Source organism: Intestinimonas sp. RTP31139st1_F5_RTP31139_211217 (assembly GCF_040226735.1).
Taxonomy (GTDB): Bacteria; Bacillota; Clostridia; order Oscillospirales; family Oscillospiraceae; genus Intestinimonas; species Intestinimonas butyriciproducens.
In genome coordinates this window covers 21778-37387 of record NZ_JBCOAQ010000030.1, presented here as the reverse complement: position 1 = coordinate 37387, position 15610 = coordinate 21778, and the positions used below count along the sequence as shown (strand labels likewise).

The window sequence follows — 15610 nt, the reverse complement described above, 5'->3', positions numbered from 1 at the left end:
GGCTGTCGAAACAGTCCAAATGGACCGTTTCGACAGCCTGAAGCGCCGCATGCATTTTCTCCCGGGGATGTCGCCCAGCGTGTCCTAAAAGCGGGCGGCGATCTCCCGGGCGATGCGCTTGACCGCCTCCACCCGCTCATCCAGGTCTCCGGAGAGCATCCGGCTGGTAGGTCCGGACAGACTGATGGCCGCCAGCGCCGTGCCGTCCTCCCGCAGAATGGGGACGCCGATGCAGGTAAGGCCGTGCTCCATCTCATCCCGGTCCATGGCATAGCCTTGTCGGCGCACCTGTTCCAGCTCCGCACGCAGTTCTGTTGCGGAGGTGATGGTCCGGTCCGTGTAGGCGTGCAGCGGACGCTTTTCATAGACGGACAGATCAATGTTCCGTCCAAAGGCCAGCAGACACTTGCCTCCCGATGTGGAATGGCACTCCACGCTGGCGCCCACCGGCAGGTTCACCGTCAGCATCTGGTGCCCCCCCTCCTCTTTGAGTACGATCACACTGCGGTACACCTCGTCGTGGTCCCGCTCCAGGATGGCCACATTCACCGTCTCGTGGTAGGCCTCATACAGTTTTCGGGCAGAGGGACGGACCACCTCCTGGATGCCCAGGTGGTTCTCCACGCTTTTGCCCAGGCTGAATAGCCGGTTCCCCAGCCAATACCTGTCGGTATCCGGATTTTTCCGCACGAAGCCTCTCGCCTCCAGCGTGGCCAGCGTCCGATAGATCGTGCTCTTGTACACGCCCATATCCGAGGCCATCTTGGTGATGCTGGTCTCCTGGTCCGCCGCTTCCAGATAGATCAGGACCTCCAGGGCCCGGTCCACCGATTGAATCGTTTCCGCCATCCCGCGCGCCGCCTTTCCGCATGGATATCCCTTCGTTTTCCATTTAACTACACTTCAGGCGGAGTGTCAAGATGTTCCGCAGGCTGAAACACCCTTTTTACGGAGCAAACGGGATGGTGAGGTCTCCAACGGTGACGGAGGTGATCTGATCCGTATCGAAAAAGACTCTCCCGCCATCTGCGTTTCGGGCCACAAAGGAAATCGTAAATACGCCCTCCCCCCTGTCGCTGAGGCCGCTGAACAGCGTGTCCACTTCGCTCCCGTCCTTCCTTGAGGCCCTTCTCTCCCCCGCAGGGAAATCTCTGCTCCAGGTTTGCCTCCTCCATGGGCCCGCCCCCCTTCTTCCCTGTTCTCCGGATCAATTGCTCCGTGCTCTGTTGTGAAAACCGGTCTTCACTCTTTATAGCGCAGAGCAGGCAGGATTTGTGACCGGCTCTGTCCCTTTTCTCATCCACCCGGTGCGCGGGCGACCTGTCTTGACAGCTCCTTCTTGCATTTTTTACATGCAGCGCATATAATAGTTGGGTGGACAAGCCACATGCACGGGACCCAGGGCGTCCGGCGCTTCCCGCTGGGCGTTCTGCCGCCTCCGCGCTTTACGAAAAGGCCCTGGACATGCCGGAACTGCCGCCACGGGCCAGGAAAGGTGAATCATCTATCATGGGACACACCGACAACTATACCCTTCTCTGCGACTTTTACGAGCTCACCATGGGCAACGGCTACTTCCAAACCGGAATGGACCAGCAGATCTGCTACTTCGACGTCTTCTTCCGGGACGTACCGGACGGCGGCGGCTTTGCTATCGCCGCAGGCCTGGAGCAGATCATCGACTATATTCAGGATCTGCGCTTTTCTCCCGAGGATGTGGATTTTCTGCGCGGAAAGGGCGTCTTTTCCGAAGCGTTTTTGCAGTATCTGCTGCATTTTCAGTTCACCGGTGACATCTGGGCGGTCCCCGAGGGCACGCCCATTTTCCCCGGAGAGCCCATCCTCACCGTCCGGGCTCCGGCCATTCAAGCCCAGTTTATCGAGACCTATGTACTGTTGATCCTCAACCATCAGTCTCTCATCGCCACCAAGTCCAACCGCATCGTGCGGGCGGCCCAGGGCCGCCCCGTCTCCGAGTTTGGCTCCCGCCGGGCCCAGGGGGCCGACGCCGCGGTGCTGGGGGCCCGCGCCTCCTATATCGCCGGGTGTGCCGGCACCGCCTGCACGCTGGCTGACCGGGTATACGGCACCCCTGCCGGCGGCACGATGGCTCACTCCTGGGTCCAGATGTTCCCCGACGAGTACACCGCCTTCAAGACCTACTGTGAGCTCTATCCCCACTCCGCCACTCTGCTGGTGGACACCTATAACGTCCTCAAGTCCGGCGTTCCCAACGCCATCCGTGCCTTTCAGGAGGTGCTGCTGCCCCAGGGCATCCACGATTTCGCCATCCGTCTGGACTCCGGCGATCTCACCTACCTGTCCAAGAAGGCCCGCCGGATGCTGGACGCCGCCGGACTTCAAAGTTGCAAGATCGTGGCTTCCAATTCCCTGGACGAGTATATCATTCGGGACCTTCTGCTCCAGGGCGCCCAAATCGATTCCTTCGGCGTGGGCGAGCGGCTCATTACCTCCAAGTCCGAGCCGGTCTTCGGCGGGGTCTATAAGCTCTCCGCCATCGAGTCGAAGGACGGTACCATCCTCCCCCGGATCAAGATCAGCGAAAACCCGGCCAAGATCACAAATCCCCACTTTAAAAAGGTCTACCGTCTCTTTGAAAACGATACTGGCAAAGCCATCGCCGACCTCATCTGTGTCCACGACGAGGTGGTGGACCCCGCGCAGCCGCTGGAGCTCTTTGATCCGGAAGCCACCTGGAAGCGCAAGACCATTACGGATTTCACCGTACGAGAACTGCTGGTGCCCATCTTCCAGAGCGGCGAGCTGGTCTATCGTCAGCCCAGCATCGAGGAAATGCGCACTTGGTGCGCCGGGCAGATCGACACCCTCTGGGACGAGGTCAAGCGGTTTGAAAACCCCCACAATTACTATGTGGACCTCTCCCAAAAGCTGTGGGACATCAAGCACAAGCTGCTGGCAAAGCGCGGCTGAGGCCGCGATAAAAACGCCCCCGCGCACCGATACAGGCGCGCGGGGGCGTTTTCTCATGTGCCATGACCCTCTTCAATAATTCAAAATCAGGTCCGCCATCTCCATGAGCATGCTTTTTTGGCGGGCATTCATTTTTTGCAGCGTCTGGGCCACCTCCCGGTCCAGGTAAAGCGGCGAGCTGGCGGCAACGCCGGTGACCAGCTCTCCCAGATCACAACCCAGACTGGCGCCGATCTCCGACAGGGTGTCCAGATTCACCTTTGTGACCCCGCGCTCGATCTGGCTGATGTAGCCCACGGAAACCTGGAGCTGTTCGGCCAGCCACTCCTGGGTCCGCTTCTGTTCCCGCCGCCGCCCTTTGATCCGCTGTCCAATCGCAGCGTAGTCTACCGACATGTTCATCACCCATTTTTATTCTATCGATGACCCGGCTCAAGATACAGACAGCTTGTCATAAAAGTAGAGCGATCAGTGTTGTTTTTCTTTTCCTCCCATGCTATACTAAGCCTATCTGCCCGCTGGTGGTGAGATATCTCTCTGGGGAGGCCTGAGCGCGGAATGGATTTTCTGGACTACTTGACGGAACAGTTGGGCTGTGCCTATCTGTCCGACCTGCACTACATCACCATAACACCGGAACAGGTCGAGACCATTCTGGCGCTGCCCGACGAGCCCTTCGGCCTGGAGGACTACCAGATGGCGATCGACTATCTGACCGGCAGATGTCCGGTGTTTTCAACGAAGGACGAAGCCCGCCGTGCGCTGGTGCAGGCATTCCTCCGCCACGGCCAAAGATAAAATGGGAGACCGGCGCGCCGGTCTCCCATTTTTTCATTTTTCCTGCTGCTCCAGCCACTTTTTGAGCTGCTCCGCCATGGCGGAGGTCCCCTTCTCCTCCCGCTGATTCTGTAGGAATCGCTGTACGTCCCGCTTTCCCGCGGCGCTGTGCGCATGCCGCTTCTTAAAGTCGGAGAGCCGTTCCCGATAACCGCACACACAGGCGAAGAGCTGCTTTTCCCCTTCGCTCCGAAGCTCCATCTTTTTGTGGCAGTTGGGGCAGCGGGCATTGGTGGTCCGGGTGACACTCCGCCGGTAGCCGCACTCCCGGTCCGGACACACCAGCATCTTTCCCCGCTTGCCCTGGACGGCCAGAAGGAACTTGCCGCAGTCCGGGCACTTCTCCCGGGTTACGTTGTCGTGGCGGTAGACGGCGTCGCTTGTCTTCACCTCTCCCACCAGCCGGGATGCATACCCACGCATTTCGCTTACAAAGGCGCTCTCCCGCTCCAGGCCCCGCGCGATGTCCCCCAGCCGCTTCTCCCACCGGGCGGTGAGCTGGGCGGAGCGGAGGTCCGCCGGCGCCAGCTCCACCACCTGACGCCCCTTGGAGGTGGGGACCAGCTCCCTGCCCCGGCGCTCGATATAGAACGCAGAAAAAAGCTTCTCGATGATGTCCGCCCGGGTGGCGGGCGTCCCCAGGCCGCCGGTCTCCTCCAGGATCTTTCCCTGGGCCCGATCCATACCCTGGGTGGGCGGACGCTCCATGGCCGTGAGCAGCGTGGCCTCCGTGTAACGCTTGGGAGGTGCGGTCTTGCCCGTGCTCACCCTTGCGGAGAGCACCTCCACAGAGTCTCCCTGCCGCAGGGGAGGCAGGGATTGCTCCCGCTCCTCCCCCTCTTCCTCCTCGTCCTCTTCCAGGAGGAAGAGGACGTAGGCCGCGCGCCACCCCGGCTCCTTCATGATTTTTCCTCTGGCCGTAAAGGTCTCGCCGCCCACCGTAAGGGTGAGCCTGGTCTCCTCATATTCGCAGGGCGGCAGGAGCACCGCCAAAAATCGCCGGACCACCAGATCATAGATGTTCCGCTCCGGACCGGACAGACGGAAGAGCTCCGGCTGCTCCTCGGTGGGGAGGATGGCGTGGTGATCAGTGACCCTGGCGTTGTCGACCAGGAACCTGGTCTGAAGCGGCCGCTTCATGAGGATGGCCCGGGCCAGGTCCCGATATTCGTCCACCATGACGCTCTTGAGCCGCTCGGGAAGTGTGCTCACCACATCGTCGGAGATATACCGGGAGTCGGTGCGGGGATAGGTGAGCAGCTTGTGCCGCTCATACAGGGACTGCATCAGCGAGAGGGTCTCCTTGGCGGAGTAGGCGTATTTCCGGTTGGCGTCCCGCTGCAGCTCCGTAAGGTCATAGGCCGCCGGGGGCGGCGCCTGCCGGAGGGTCCGCTTCACCTCGCTGAGCACGCCATGCTTTCCCTGGAGGGCGGCGCAGAGGTGCTCCGCCCGTTCCCGGTCGAAGGTCCTGGTCTGTCCGTTCCGGTCCCGCCAGGTGGCCGTGAACCCCCGGCACTTCGCCTGCACGGTGAAATACTCCTGCGGAACAAAGCGCCTGATCTCCTCCTCCCGGTCCACGATCAGGGCCAGGGTAGGGGTCTGGACGCGCCCGGCGGAGAGCTGGGCCCCGTGCTTACAGGTGAGCGCCCGAGTGACGTTGAGCCCCACCAGCCAGTCGGCCTCGCTGCGGGCGCGGGCCGAGTGGAAAAGATCGTCATATTCTCCCGCAGGGCGCAGATGGGAAAAGCCGTCCCGGATGGCCTTGTCGGTCTGGGAGGATATCCACAGCCGCTTGGCGGGCTTGTTCCATCCCGCTTTCTCCATGATCCACCGGGCCACCAGTTCCCCTTCCCGGCCAGCATCGGTGGCGATGACCAGTTCCTGCACGTCCCCCCGGCGCATCAGGGCCTGGACCGCGCGGAACTGCCGCCCGGTCTCCTTGATGACCGCGGTCTTCATGTGCCCCGGCAGCATAGGCAGGGTCAGCAGGTCCCATTTCTCCCAGGCCTTGTCGTAGGCCTCCGGAGGAGCCAGCTCCACCAAGTGGCCCAGGGCCCATGTCACGATATACCGTTCCCCCTCCAGACAGCCCTCTCCCCCACGCCTGCATCCCAGTACGCGGGCGAGCTCCTTTCCTACCGACGGCTTTTCCGCCAGCACCAGCGTCTTTGCCATGCCAAAACTCCTTGCTTTTCCAGTTTGGCTCCATTATACTGGAAGAACAGGGAAAAAACAATCACCTCCCTGTCACAAACGCCTTTCCCGAATCGATCCCTTTTATGAGAGTATTGGCTTTTATGGAGAAAGAAGTTCGTATCCTGGACCCCGCCGCAATGCAGCAGGCCAGAATGAACATGAACCTTCCCCACTATGCAGGGACTGGCCGGGATAAAAAAGGCCCTCAAGCGGGCGAAAGAGGCTGAGCGCGCCTTCCGGACCGCCAAGGGCTACGAGCCCGATACCTTCTGGCGCCGGTTGAGGCGGAAGTTCCAGCGGGGATCGGCGTCTTTTTCGTCACACAGGAAGAAATGAGGAAACCGATGATGATTCGCAAAGCCACCGCCGCCGACCTGGACGGGGTCGCCGCCGTCTATGAAGCCGTACTGGACCGGGAAGAGCAGACCGGCTGCCATTGGACCAACTGGCAGCGCGGCGTCTACCCCTGCCGTGCCACCGCCGAGAGAGCTCTGGCGGACGGCACCCTCTATGTGGACGAGGTCAACGGCCACATTCTGGGCTGCGCCAACCTCAACCATGTCCAGCCGCCCGAGTACGGCTCCATTTCCTGGACAATCCAGGCAAAGCCCAAACAGGTCCTGGTCATCCACACCCTTTGCATCCGTCCCGAGTGCGCGGGCGGCGGCCGGGGCCGCCAGTTCGTGGCCTTTGCCGAGGGCCTGGCCACCGGTCAGGGCTGTCGGGTCATCCGCCTTGACACCTATGAGGGCAATGCCCCTGCCGCTGCCTTTTATCCCAAATTGGGCTACCGGCTGGCCGGATCGGCGGAGTTCTTTTTCGAAGGCTTTGCCCGGGAGAACCTGATCTGTTTTGAAAAGGAGCTCCGTGGCGGCGCGGACCGGCCGGCGGTTTCCCGCCGGCCGGGCACGGCTGCGCCGGCTACGCCTTCCACCGCTTCAGCGTCGGCAGAAACTCCATAAGCTGCGCCCTTGCCTCCTGCTCCGTGAGCTGTAGTCCAGCCGCCTGGTTCCACTCGCTCAGATCCTGCAGATTGTGTTCGATCAGTTCTTCCATGGTGAGGTCCTGGGTGAACGCCCCGTGCTGGAAGCAGAAGGCGCAGTACTCTTCCGATCTGCTCCCATCCTTCCGGGTCCCTTTATCGCTGTCCATCACCAAGGACATGCCACAGCTCTGGCAAAGTGCTGCCGGACGCCCCAGAAGGTAGTCTACAGACACATGAAAGAGCTCCGCGATCCGCCGTAACGTGTCCGTACTGGGGACGGTGTCTCCACTTTCCCACTTGGACACGGCCTGTCTTGTGACCAGCAGCCTTTCGGCAAATGCATCCTGGGACAGCCCCGCATGTCTGCGCAGCTCCAATATCGCGTTCTTCGTCTCCATAGGTTTTCCCTCCTTTTATAGAGAGCTTACCACCGGAACGCGGGCGATGCAAGCAACTCCTGGTTGCCGTGAGGCCGAACATCGTGTTAAATTCCATCATATCTTCCCCCCTCTCAAGTGAAACCAGCAATGCAGGCAAGCCAAGCAAAGCGCCTCCGGGGAACCCATACGGAAAAGAACGGGCGGGAGCCGTCCGGCCGCAACGGCCAGGGGGCTCCCGCCTTTTTGCCTGCGCTGCGCCTTGAAGCGCGCAGACACCGGGTTTTGACCGGTCCTTCAGGCTTTTTCCGGTCCTCTCCGGCCGCCCCTCATGGCCGCGGCCAGCTTCGCTTCCCTCCCGGCGAGGACGTCCAGATAGTCGAAGATCACGTGCAGGACGCCGGCGGTCAGCTTACGCCGGGCGAGGAGCCCCCCGTTGTCCTCGAAATCGTCCATGGTGATGCTGAGCAGTCTGCAAAAGTCCTTCAAATTGCAGTGGAGGGATTCAGCCTCCACTGCCAGCCTGGCAAGCTCTTTCTCGTTCACATCTCCGCTCCCTCACGTCTCCGGCGGCCATGCGCAGATGATCCCCCGGCGCGCGCTTTTGACGCGCTCCCTTTTTCTGATATTATAATACATTATCGTGCACACGATTGCATTTTGCGTTATACTAGGGGCATAAGGGGGAAAGTATCCATATTTCAATATCGCCTCAGGAAGGAGGAAAGCATGGCAGGAAAGACCGAATATAAAAATCATTGGCAGAAAGAGAACGTTGATCGCATAAACCTCACAACGCCAAAAGGAAAGAAAGAAATTATCAAGGCCCATGCAGAGGCCCGCAGAGAGTCTGTGAACGGCTTTATCAACCGGGCGATAGACGAGACCATGGAGCGGGATCAGGCCGCTTCCGGGGCCGCTGGCGAGGCCATGCGAGGCAAAGACTGAGCCCCGGACGCCGCGTGCGTCCGGGGCTTTTGGCGGTGCTGATCCGAGCGGCCTGCCGCGAACCTGAAAAAGGGCGCTGGAACAAATGAAAAGGCAAAAGAGGTGGGAGCCGCCCGGGCCGTTACGGCCGAGCGGCCCCCGCTCGTTTTACCGGGCGAAGAATTCATTCGAAACGCCCTTTCCACCTATTTTTTATGCGTCTCCGCAGACACCTTTCCGCACGTTGACGATAAAATCCTGGACGTTTGTGACAATGGTCTTGACCGACAGGCTGCCCCGGTCCCGCAGCTTATTGACGGCGAACTCCGAGATATCCACTGAGTAAAAATAGAGGGGCCGCACCGAACCGTTCACCACCCGATAACAAGGGGTCATATTTCCCGTGGCCACCGTATGCAGAGTCGACGCCATACAGATGATCGTGGTGGCTTTCCGCACCAGGTCCCGCATGGCGTTCTGCCCCTCGTACACATTTCCATATACTTCGGGCAGCGGGCCGTCATCCCGGACGGACCCCACCAAAACAAAGGGAACGGACTTTTTTACACACTCGTAGAGGATGCCGTCCCTTACCTCGCCCGAATCCACAAAAGCCTGAATGGACCCCAGCCTGCGGACCTCGTTGATGGTGTCGATATGATTATAATGCCCATTGGGGACGGACCTCTGGGTATATACGTCCTGCCCCAGGGCGGTACCCCGGTAGCCCGCCTCCAGGTCGTGGGTGGCCAGGGCGTTACCCGCCAGGATGCCATCCACAAAGCCCTCCCGCACCAGAGCGGCGAACGCCGAACGGGCATCCGCATCAAAAGCGCAGGCCGGGCCCATGACCCAGATGATGTTCCCATGGTCGCGCTCATGCTTTAAAAGCTCGTAAATGGAGTCATAGTCCATGGAGTAAGCGGTCTCCCTGGAGCGTCCCTGCCGGAAGGAGAAGGTCTCCCCACCGCCGCCCTCCTCTCCAAAGCCGCCGGTGTGGACATAGATCCCCTCACCGCCATCCTCCGTGCGGCCCACGGCAACCGGATCTCCCTTCTTCACATTGCGGAACTCCACAATGGAGACGGCCCCATCCCTGCATACCGCCACGCAGTCCATGCGGCTCTCCTCGGCCAACACCCACCGCCCGTTCAGGCGGAAATACTCGGGGAACATGGTGGTGGCGTGATACTGCTCCGGTACCACGCCGTCCCGCTCCGCAGGGACCAACTTTACATCGGGGGCGTCCCCCAGACCAAGTGCGGCAAAATCAGGGGGCTGATAGACAGGAAGGGTAAAACTCATCGTTGGGACTCCTCCTCACTGCTGGTATTATTTCTTGTCCAGCGTACCACATTTTAGTGTGCAACACAACCCCCGCGTGGGGGGCGACACCACAGTTAAGCATTGTTGTCAACACCTCCAGGGTTTCGCGGGCGACAGCGTTATTTCATTTTGATAGGCTCCGCAGTCGGGGAGTCCTTTGCGCCGCAGGCGCCCGTACAGTGTTGGCTCATCCCCGGTATCGGCAGTTCCCCCGCTGTCCGTCAGGCCGCCGTGGTGCCCCGCCACACAGTAGGCCGGAATCAGTCCGCCTACCGTCCGGACCGCCTGGGCGCCGAAGGTGGAGTGGTCCACACGGCCAGGGTCGCCCCGCAGTCTGCGCTGAAAGGCGCTGGAATACTTGCCCAGGTCGTGGGCCAGAGCGGTCATTCTGGCAAAGTCGCCGGAACCAAAGGCAGCGCCGAATCGCTCCGCCAGCTCCGCCGTGCCCTCCAGATGCTCCAGCAGCGTCTGGACCCGCGCTCCGCTGGTATGTGCCAGATACTCCACTCTGACATCTCCCATCTATTTCACCATCATTTCCGCAGTATCCGCTCATTTTTTGGTATATTTATCAAGCCCAGGGTGAAAATACAAGTATCTCGCCTCACGATGCTTCCATATACAGCATGGGAATGATACTGTTCATCAATGCGGCGCTGTTTGGGACAGGGCCGACAGGTGCGTGAGGGCAAGCTCATGTTTCAAATCCTTTTGGTGGAGGATGATTGGGAGCTGAATCAGGTGGTCTGTGCGTTTTTGCGCAAAAAACGGCTTTGAGGCCAGGGGCTGTCCCGGCGCGGCCGAAGCCTACGACGCTATGTACGAAACCCGCTTCGATCTCATCCTCTCCGACATCATGATGCCGGGGGTGGACGGCTTTGACTTTGCAGAAACGGTGCGGGAGCTGGACGAGCTGCTGCTGCGCATCCACGCTCTGCTGCGCCGGGCCGGGGTCGCCAGCAGCAAAAGGCTGACCGTGGGCGCCCTGACCATGGATGCGGAGGAGCGTACGACCACACTGAACGGCAGTGAGATCCCGCTGACGGTGCAGGAATTCAATTTGCTCTTCAAGTTGCTCTCCTATCCCAAAAAGACCTTTACCCGTGCGCAGCTTATGGATGAATTCTGGGACGCGGACACCTCCTCCAGCACTCGCACGGTGGACGTATGCATCACCAAGCTCCGCGACAAGCTCTCCGGCTGCGAGGATTTTGAGATCATTACCGTACACGGTCTGGGCTACAAGGCGGTGCTAAAATGAGCGTTCGTGTCAGCCGCAGTCTGTTTTCCCTCCGGCGCTATCTGCTCTTCTTTGCTCTGGTCTCCTTTCTGGTCACCTGCTGCTTTCTGTTGTTTTTTCGGGAGCTTCAGGCGTCACTGGGAGAGGAGTGGGGGGCGGAGGCGCTCCGACACGCGGCGAAGATCACCTTTGCAAATGTGCTCTTCCTGAGCTTTCTGTGCGCCCTCATCGACGGTATCCGCCGCAAAGTGACGGTGGAGCACCCGGTCCGGCGCATCCTGGAGGCCACACAGCGGCTGACCCGCGGGGACTTTTCCGCCCGTATCCAGCCCTTCCACGGCCTGGACGGCATGAACGAGTTCGATGCGATCATCAACGACTTCAACAAAATGGCCGCAGAGCTCTCCGGCATCGAAACGCTGCGTACGGATTTCGTCGCCAATGTGTCCCACGAGCTGAAAACACCGCTGGCCGTCATCCAAAATTACGCCGTGATGCTCCAGGACCCCGGGCTTCCGGCGGCGCAGCGGGCCGAGTATGCCGGCGCCATCACCCCCGCCACCCGCCGCCTGTCCGAACTTATCACCAATATCCTCAGGCTGAACAAGCTGGAGAATCAGCAGATCTATCCCCAGCCCGAGCGCTTTGAACTGAACGAACAAACTCCGCGAGTGTCTGTTGGATTTTGAGGCCGCCTGGGAGCGGAAGGGGCTTCAAATCGAGGCCTCGCTGGATGAGGCGGTAGCCGTCACAGCCGACCGGGAGCTCCTGAGCCTGGTGTGGAACAACCTCATCTCCAATGCCGTCAAGTTTACCGGCCCAGGCGGACATATCCGGGTGGACCTGGAGGAAGAGGGCATTGGGGCCGTGGTAACGGTCTCCGACACCGGATGCGGCATTTCGCCGGAGGTGGGACCGCATATTTTTGAAAAATTCTATCAGGGCGACTCCTCGCACACCGCCCAGGGCAATGGGCTGGGGCCCGCGCTGGTGAAGCGGGAACGTCTGTGCAGGCTGCTCCGCCTGTTCCGTCCGGCGCTGCCTCTCCTCTGCCTGTCGATCGTCCTGTGTGCGTCGGCGCTGGTGCTCCTGTTCAAATGGGGGCTGGAGGACTCCGCTGTGTCCTACCCGGTCTATGTGATCGGCCTCTATCTGGTGGTCGCCTGGTCCATCTCCCTCCCCGGGGCGGTCAGACGCCTCCGGGCCGCCATGTTCGCCTCCTTCAGCGGGGGGGGGCGACATTCCGGCGCCGTATGAACGCCGCAACCGGCGCAGGCGTGTGCCTGCTGATTCTCTTTATGGCGGCGGCCATTGTGGCGTGGGCCGGACGGGGCGTCCGGTCCATGGAGGCCGCACAGGGTCGAGCGCACGAGATCGACAAGGAGTGATTACTTACGGATGACAAAAAAGAGGGCTTCTCCTATACCTACTCCGCCAAGCAGCAGGAGGAAGTAAAACGGATCCGCCAAAAATATCTTCCGCCGGAGGAGAACAAACTGGAGCAGCTGCGCCGGCTGGACGAAAGCGCCACACGTCCCGGCCGGATCGCCGCCCTGGCCGTCGGTTTGACCGGCACCCTGCTGCTGGACGCGGGAATGTGCTGCGCCACAGTGTGGACGGCGTATTTTATCCCCGGTGTCGTAATCGGCACCGCAGGGCTGGCTGCCGCCGGCGCGGCCTCTCCCCTCTACTCCGCGATGACAAAGCATCAACGCGCCAAGCTGGCCCTTCAGATCGTGCAGTTGAGCCAGGAACTGATGGCGGAGCGTTAGCCCTGAGAGTATCCCCGCGCCCAAACGCCGGAGCGCTTTCCTTGAAGGGAAGCGCTCCGGCCTCTTTTTCCCTTCTGCCGCGCATATCCGGCAAGGTCCGCCCACGCGGGATATCAAAATCCAGCGGTTGGACATCCGGTGTCAGTTTGTGTCTTGCTGTAGGCGGAATTTCCCGTTATACTAATAGAGACAAGAACATAGGCCGCAGTAGAGAAGGGGCTGCCGGCAGAGCTCCCGGCAAGCCGTGCCTTGACCCCGAAATGAGTCGCTATTTTCCACTCGCCATTCTCGGCTGCCGGACCTTTGTCAAATCTGTACGCAGGCGGGGGACTTTCCAGTCATGAAGAAAAATACGCTGCGCACGCTCTGGCTCAGCCTGACAGTCATGCTCATATTCTGCATCATCGTCTTCACCGGCCTGGCCAACTATACCGTGACGCAGAGCGACCGGGCCATCGGCGAGGTGGGCGAAATCTACATGGATCAGATGGGGACTCAGGTCAAAATGCATTTCACCACGATGATCGAGCTACAGGAGTCCCGTATGAACGGCATCATTTGGAGCACGCCGCAGCAGAGTGCCGCTGAGGATCCCGAGCAGGCCTGGGCGCACCTGGCCTCCATGGCCAGTCAGACGGGGTTTCACTTCCTGAGTCTTTATTCGGCCGGCGGGGCCTGCGACACGATTTTCGGCGAGCCCGTGGAGATCGGCGATCCGGCCTCTTTCATGGACTCGCTGGCGCAGGGCGAGCTCCATGTGACCGACGGGACCCTGCCGTCCGGAGAACGGCTGCTTCTGCTGGGCGCCCGCGCCGTTTACCCCATGCGGAGCGGCGGGACCAGTTCCATCCTGGTGGTGGGCCTTCCCATGGAGGCCATCACAAAAGAGCTCTCCCTGGACATCGGCGTCACTCAGGCCTACTCCCATATCATTCGAAGGGACGGCAGCTTTGTGCTGCGGCAGGCGGACGCTACGCGGGACTCCTATTTTGAGCGTCTTCTGACGCTGGGCCATTTCGACAACGGCACGCCGACCGAAGCGGTGGCCGCCATTCAAAAGGCCATTTCTTCCGGAGAGGACTATTCCCTTCTCGTGGAGATCAATGGGGAGCGCCGCAACACCCACTTCACTCCCCTGACTTACAGCGACTGGTATTTGGTCTCCGTCCTGCCCTACAGCCTGCTGTATGAGCCCACCTACAGTCTGGTCAATCAGAGTGTCCTCTCCACTCTGCTCGGGTGCGGCCTGGTACTGCTGGTGCTGCTGACTCTCTTCTTTTTCTACTTCCGCTTTTCAAAGCGCCAGATGATCGCTCTGGCGGAGGCCAGGGCGGCGGCGGAGCATGCCAACCGCGCCAAGAGCGAGTTCCTGTCCAATATGAGCCACGATATCCGCACCCCCATGAACGCCATTGTGGGCATGACGGCCATCGCCTCCTCCAACATAAACAATCCCGAGCAGGTCCGGGACTGCCTGAAAAAAATCACGCTGTCCAGCAAGCATCTTCTGGGGCTTATCAACGATGTGCTGGACATGTCCAAAATCGAAAGCGGCAAGCTGACACTGAACTTGGATCATATCTCTCTGCGTGAGACCATGGACAGCATCGTCAGTATTATCCAGCCTCAGCTCAGGGCCAAGCAGCAGTCTTTCGACGTTTTTATCCAGGATATTCAATCCGAGCTCGTCTGCTGTGACGGCGTCCGCCTGAATCAAATCCTTCTGAACCTGCTATCCAACGCCCTGAAGTTCACCCCCTCCGGCGGGCGCATCACCGTAACGCTGATGCAGGAGACCTCCCCCGCGGATCCCCACCTTGTGCGCAACCACTTCCGGGTGAAGGATACCGGCATTGGTATGTCGCCGGAATTCCAGCAGCGGATATTTGACTCTTTTACCCGGGAGGATACCACCCGGGTCCAAAAAATCGAGGGTACCGGACTGGGCATGGCCATCACCAAATACATCGTGGATGAGATGGGAGGGACCATCGAGCTCCAGAGCCAAGTAGACAAGGGCACAGAATTCCACATCACGCTGGACCTGGAGGCGGTGTCCGACCAGGAGGCCGATATGGTCCTGCCCAACTGGGAGGTACTGGTGGTGGACGACGATGCACAGTTGTGCAGCAGCGCCGCCGCCTCTCTCACGGAGATCGGCGTTCACGCGGAATGCGCGCTGGACGGCCCCTCCGCCATCTCCATGGTGGAGCGCCGGCATCAGAAGCGTCGGGATTACCATGTGGTGCTTCTGGACTGGCAAATGCCCGGCATGGACGGCATCGAGACCGCCCGCGCGCTGCGCCGGCGTGTGGGAAAGGACATCCCCATCCTCCTCATCTCCGCTTATGATTGGAGCGACATTGCGGAGGAGGCCAGGGCGGCAGGCATCAGCGGCTTTCTCTCCAAACCGCTGTTCAAATCCACCCTGTTTTACGGCTTGTCCCGCTTTGCCGAGCCGGCTTCTGCAAAAGCGGATGCCGCCCCGAAACTCGCCCCTGATTTTACCGGCAGACACCTCCTGCTTGCGGAAGACAGCGCTCTGAACTGGGAGATTGCCCGTGATCTGCTCTCCTCCTATGGCTTTGCACTGGACTGGGCGGAAAACGGCCGGCTCTGTGTGGAGCGCTTTCAAGCGTCGCAGGCAGATCATTACGATGCAATCCTCATGGACATCCGCATGCCCGTTATGGACGGCTATCAGGCTGCCCGGGCCATTCGGGCCATGGACCGTCCGGACGCCAGGGAGATTCCCATCATTGCCATGACGGCGGATGCCTTCTCTGAGGACATTCGCCGGGCCATGGACAGCGGTATGAGCGCACATATCGCCAAGCCCATCGATATCCGGGAGTTGCTCCGCGTGCTCCAAAGATGCCTGTCTTGAACCCCGGGCCTGGGGCCCTTTGTATCCGGATACGTGCCCGCTGTGGAGAACCCCTGTTGCGAAAATGGATCGTTTCCACACACCGTTCAAGACCCGGAAGAAGGACACGAC

General features: G+C 60.5%; 17 protein-coding genes and 1 pseudogene. 10 read left to right on the top strand and 8 right to left on the bottom strand.

The genetic code is table 11. The features are described from left to right. Window positions 1–84: 84 nt before the first annotated feature. Entirely contained in the window at window positions 85–849 is a 765-nt protein-coding gene (locus ABUA09_RS14530) for an IclR family transcriptional regulator (RefSeq protein WP_033118343.1), read from the bottom strand. A gap of 97 nt (window positions 850–946) precedes the next feature. Beyond that, window positions 947–1102 carry a hypothetical protein gene (locus tag ABUA09_RS14525; RefSeq protein ID WP_156113785.1) on the bottom strand — a complete coding sequence of 52 codons (156 nt, stop codon included), beginning with the start codon at window positions 1100–1102 and terminating at the stop codon, window positions 947–949. 407 nt (window positions 1103–1509) lie between these two features. Here ABUA09_RS14525 and ABUA09_RS14520 point away from each other — a divergent pair, with 407 nt between their 5' ends. Beyond that, window positions 1510–2952, top strand: coding sequence for a nicotinate phosphoribosyltransferase (locus ABUA09_RS14520; RefSeq protein ID WP_033118342.1), 1443 nt, complete (start codon window positions 1510–1512; stop codon window positions 2950–2952). Window positions 2953–3024: 72 nt separating this feature from the next. Here ABUA09_RS14520 and ABUA09_RS14515 read toward each other — a convergent pair whose 3' ends face one another. Next, window positions 3025–3348 (bottom strand): helix-turn-helix domain-containing protein, encoded by a 324-nt coding sequence (locus ABUA09_RS14515; RefSeq protein ID WP_033118355.1) that lies wholly within the window; start codon window positions 3346–3348, stop codon window positions 3025–3027. A 162-nt stretch (window positions 3349–3510) separates the two neighbouring features. Here ABUA09_RS14515 and ABUA09_RS14510 point away from each other — a divergent pair, with 162 nt between their 5' ends. Further along, window positions 3511–3750, top strand: coding sequence for an RNA-binding protein (locus ABUA09_RS14510; protein WP_033118341.1), 240 nt, complete (start codon window positions 3511–3513; stop codon window positions 3748–3750). A 33-nt stretch (window positions 3751–3783) separates the two neighbouring features. Here ABUA09_RS14510 and ABUA09_RS14505 read toward each other — a convergent pair whose 3' ends face one another. Further along, complete coding sequence (locus ABUA09_RS14505; protein WP_349949446.1) at window positions 3784–5964, bottom strand: DNA topoisomerase III; 2181 nt, start codon at window positions 5962–5964, stop codon at window positions 3784–3786. A gap of 365 nt (window positions 5965–6329) precedes the next feature. Here ABUA09_RS14505 and ABUA09_RS14500 point away from each other — a divergent pair, with 365 nt between their 5' ends. Continuing rightward, the gene (locus ABUA09_RS14500; protein WP_195614998.1) at window positions 6330–6947 is read left to right on the top strand and encodes a GNAT family N-acetyltransferase; all 618 of its coding nucleotides are present in this window, start codon (window positions 6330–6332) and stop codon (window positions 6945–6947) included. On the opposite strand, the gene ABUA09_RS14495 is transcribed toward ABUA09_RS14500, so the two are convergent. Further along, window positions 6907–7368 (bottom strand): zinc ribbon domain-containing protein, encoded by a 462-nt coding sequence (locus ABUA09_RS14495; protein WP_033118339.1) that lies wholly within the window; start codon window positions 7366–7368, stop codon window positions 6907–6909. The genes ABUA09_RS14500 and ABUA09_RS14495 overlap by 41 nt on opposite strands. 276 nt (window positions 7369–7644) lie before the next feature. Next, window positions 7645–7893 (bottom strand): hypothetical protein, encoded by a 249-nt coding sequence (locus ABUA09_RS14490; protein WP_033118338.1) that lies wholly within the window; start codon window positions 7891–7893, stop codon window positions 7645–7647. A 183-nt stretch (window positions 7894–8076) separates the two neighbouring features. On the opposite strand from ABUA09_RS14490, the gene ABUA09_RS14485 reads away from it, so the two are divergent. Further along, window positions 8077–8295 carry a hypothetical protein gene (locus ABUA09_RS14485; protein WP_033118337.1) on the top strand — a complete coding sequence of 73 codons (219 nt, stop codon included), beginning with the start codon at window positions 8077–8079 and terminating at the stop codon, window positions 8293–8295. A 192-nt stretch (window positions 8296–8487) separates the two neighbouring features. Here ABUA09_RS14485 and ABUA09_RS14480 read toward each other — a convergent pair whose 3' ends face one another. Both ABUA09_RS14480 and ABUA09_RS14475 read right to left on the bottom strand, forming a co-directional pair. Beyond that, entirely contained in the window at window positions 8488–9579 is a 1092-nt protein-coding gene (locus ABUA09_RS14480; protein WP_195608380.1) for a putative NPN-dependent ornithine cyclodeaminase, read from the bottom strand. Between the two features lie 108 nt (window positions 9580–9687). Continuing rightward, window positions 9688–10122 (bottom strand): CRISPR-associated endonuclease Cas3'', encoded by a 435-nt coding sequence (locus tag ABUA09_RS14475; RefSeq protein WP_082636088.1) that lies wholly within the window; start codon window positions 10120–10122, stop codon window positions 9688–9690. A 174-nt stretch (window positions 10123–10296) separates the two neighbouring features. Between ABUA09_RS14475 and ABUA09_RS14470 the strand changes: the two are divergent. The 6 genes and pseudogenes from ABUA09_RS14470 (at window position 10297) to ABUA09_RS14445 (ending at window position 15499) form a co-directional block, all read left to right on the top strand. Beyond that, a pseudogene (locus tag ABUA09_RS14470) lies at window positions 10297–10861 on the top strand (response regulator transcription factor). Continuing rightward, a complete protein-coding gene (locus ABUA09_RS14465) occupies window positions 10858–11529 on the top strand; it encodes a sensor histidine kinase (RefSeq protein ID WP_058118182.1) in 672 nt (223 codons plus the stop codon). Before ABUA09_RS14470 ends, ABUA09_RS14465 begins: the two are co-directional and overlap by 4 nt. Beyond that, a complete protein-coding gene (locus ABUA09_RS14460) occupies window positions 11519–12097 on the top strand; it encodes a sensor histidine kinase (protein WP_052082760.1) in 579 nt (192 codons plus the stop codon). The genes ABUA09_RS14465 and ABUA09_RS14460 overlap by 11 nt, the downstream gene beginning before the upstream one ends. Continuing rightward, complete coding sequence (locus ABUA09_RS14455) at window positions 12094–12228, top strand: hypothetical protein (protein ID WP_264464872.1); 135 nt, start codon at window positions 12094–12096, stop codon at window positions 12226–12228. Before ABUA09_RS14460 ends, ABUA09_RS14455 begins: the two co-directional genes overlap by 4 nt. A gap of 177 nt (window positions 12229–12405) precedes the next feature. Next, the gene (locus tag ABUA09_RS14450; protein ID WP_195608379.1) at window positions 12406–12612 is read left to right on the top strand and encodes a hypothetical protein; all 207 of its coding nucleotides are present in this window, start codon (window positions 12406–12408) and stop codon (window positions 12610–12612) included. Window positions 12613–12952: 340 nt separating this feature from the next. Further along, window positions 12953–15499: a response regulator gene (locus ABUA09_RS14445; protein ID WP_349949445.1), complete on the top strand. Its 2547-nt coding sequence runs from the start codon at window positions 12953–12955 to the stop codon at window positions 15497–15499. Window positions 15500–15610: the final 111 nt, after the last annotated feature.

Excerpts from the sequence above, each read along its gene's own strand:
- ABUA09_RS14530 (WP_033118343.1), bottom strand. The coding sequence starts at position 849 with ATGGCGGAAACGATTCAATCGGTGGACCGGGCCCTGGAGGTCCTGATC.
- ABUA09_RS14520 (WP_033118342.1), top strand. The coding sequence starts at position 1,510 with ATGGGACACACCGACAACTATACCCTTCTCTGCGACTTTTACGAGCTC.
- ABUA09_RS14515 (WP_033118355.1), bottom strand. The coding sequence starts at position 3,348 with ATGTCGGTAGACTACGCTGCGATTGGACAGCGGATCAAAGGGCGGCGG.
- ABUA09_RS14510 (WP_033118341.1), top strand. The coding sequence starts at position 3,511 with ATGGATTTTCTGGACTACTTGACGGAACAGTTGGGCTGTGCCTATCTG.
- ABUA09_RS14505 (WP_349949446.1), bottom strand. The coding sequence starts at position 5,964 with ATGGCAAAGACGCTGGTGCTGGCGGAAAAGCCGTCGGTAGGAAAGGAG.
- ABUA09_RS14500 (WP_195614998.1), top strand. The coding sequence starts at position 6,330 with ATGATGATTCGCAAAGCCACCGCCGCCGACCTGGACGGGGTCGCCGCC.
- ABUA09_RS14495 (WP_033118339.1), bottom strand. The coding sequence starts at position 7,368 with ATGGAGACGAAGAACGCGATATTGGAGCTGCGCAGACATGCGGGGCTG.
- ABUA09_RS14485 (WP_033118337.1), top strand. The coding sequence starts at position 8,077 with ATGGCAGGAAAGACCGAATATAAAAATCATTGGCAGAAAGAGAACGTT.
- ABUA09_RS14480 (WP_195608380.1), bottom strand. The coding sequence starts at position 9,579 with ATGAGTTTTACCCTTCCTGTCTATCAGCCCCCTGATTTTGCCGCACTT.
- ABUA09_RS14475 (WP_082636088.1), bottom strand. The coding sequence starts at position 10,122 with ATGGGAGATGTCAGAGTGGAGTATCTGGCACATACCAGCGGAGCGCGG.
- ABUA09_RS14465 (WP_058118182.1), top strand. The coding sequence starts at position 10,858 with ATGAGCGTTCGTGTCAGCCGCAGTCTGTTTTCCCTCCGGCGCTATCTG.
- ABUA09_RS14455 (WP_264464872.1), top strand. The coding sequence starts at position 12,094 with ATGAACGCCGCAACCGGCGCAGGCGTGTGCCTGCTGATTCTCTTTATG.
- ABUA09_RS14445 (WP_349949445.1), top strand. The coding sequence starts at position 12,953 with ATGAAGAAAAATACGCTGCGCACGCTCTGGCTCAGCCTGACAGTCATG.